Origin of the sequence: Streptomyces sp. CA2R106, from assembly GCF_037034245.1 — a bacterium.
GTDB lineage: Bacteria > Actinomycetota > Actinomycetes > Streptomycetales > Streptomycetaceae > Actinacidiphila.
The window spans coordinates 1-679 of sequence record NZ_JBAGKC010000154.1 but is presented as its reverse complement, the minus strand read 5'-3'; the positions used below and the strand labels follow the sequence as shown (position 1 = coordinate 679).

Annotated in this window: 1 protein-coding gene; it reads right to left on the bottom strand. The window is 70.4% G+C overall.

The genetic code is table 11. The features are described from left to right. Positions 1-679, bottom strand: a 679-nt coding sequence (locus WA788_RS35475; protein ID WP_335984619.1) for a polyketide synthase, incomplete at both ends; no start/stop codon positions are given.

Here is a 679-nt window from a genome sequence, read left to right as displayed (position 1 = left end):
GGTACGGCCCGACAGCAGCCACACACCAGCCGCGGAGAGCACCGGGGTTGCCGGTGCGATGACCGGTGCCGCCGTGTTGCCGGCGGTGTCCTGCTCGGCGGGGGCCTCCTCCAGGATGACGTGGGCGTTCGTCCCGCTGATCCCGAACGCCGACACACCCGCCCGACGCGGACGCTCCCCCGCCGGCCACGCCACGGACTCGTCCAGCAACCGCACTTCACCCGCCGACCAGTCCACATGCGACGACGGTTCATCCACGTGCAGCGTGCGCGGCAACTCCTCGTGCTGGAGCGCCAGCACCATCTTGATCACACCCGCCACACCCGCAGCAGCCTGCGTATGACCGATGTTCGACTTCACCGCACCCAACCACAGCGGCCGACCCCCGGCACGCTCCTGCCCGTACGTCGCCAGCAGCGCCTGCGCCTCGATCGGGTCACCCAACGTCGTCCCCGTACCGTGCGCCTCCACCACATCCACATCAGCCGCCGACAACCGCGCACTGGCCAACGCCGCTCGAATCACCCGCTGCTGCGACGGCCCGTTCGGCGCCGACAGACCGTTCGACGCACCATCCTGGTTCACCGCCGAACCCCGCACCACCGCAAGAACCTTGTGCCCCTTGCGCCGCGCATCCGACAACCGCTCCACCACGAGCATGCCCGCGCCCTCGGCCCAG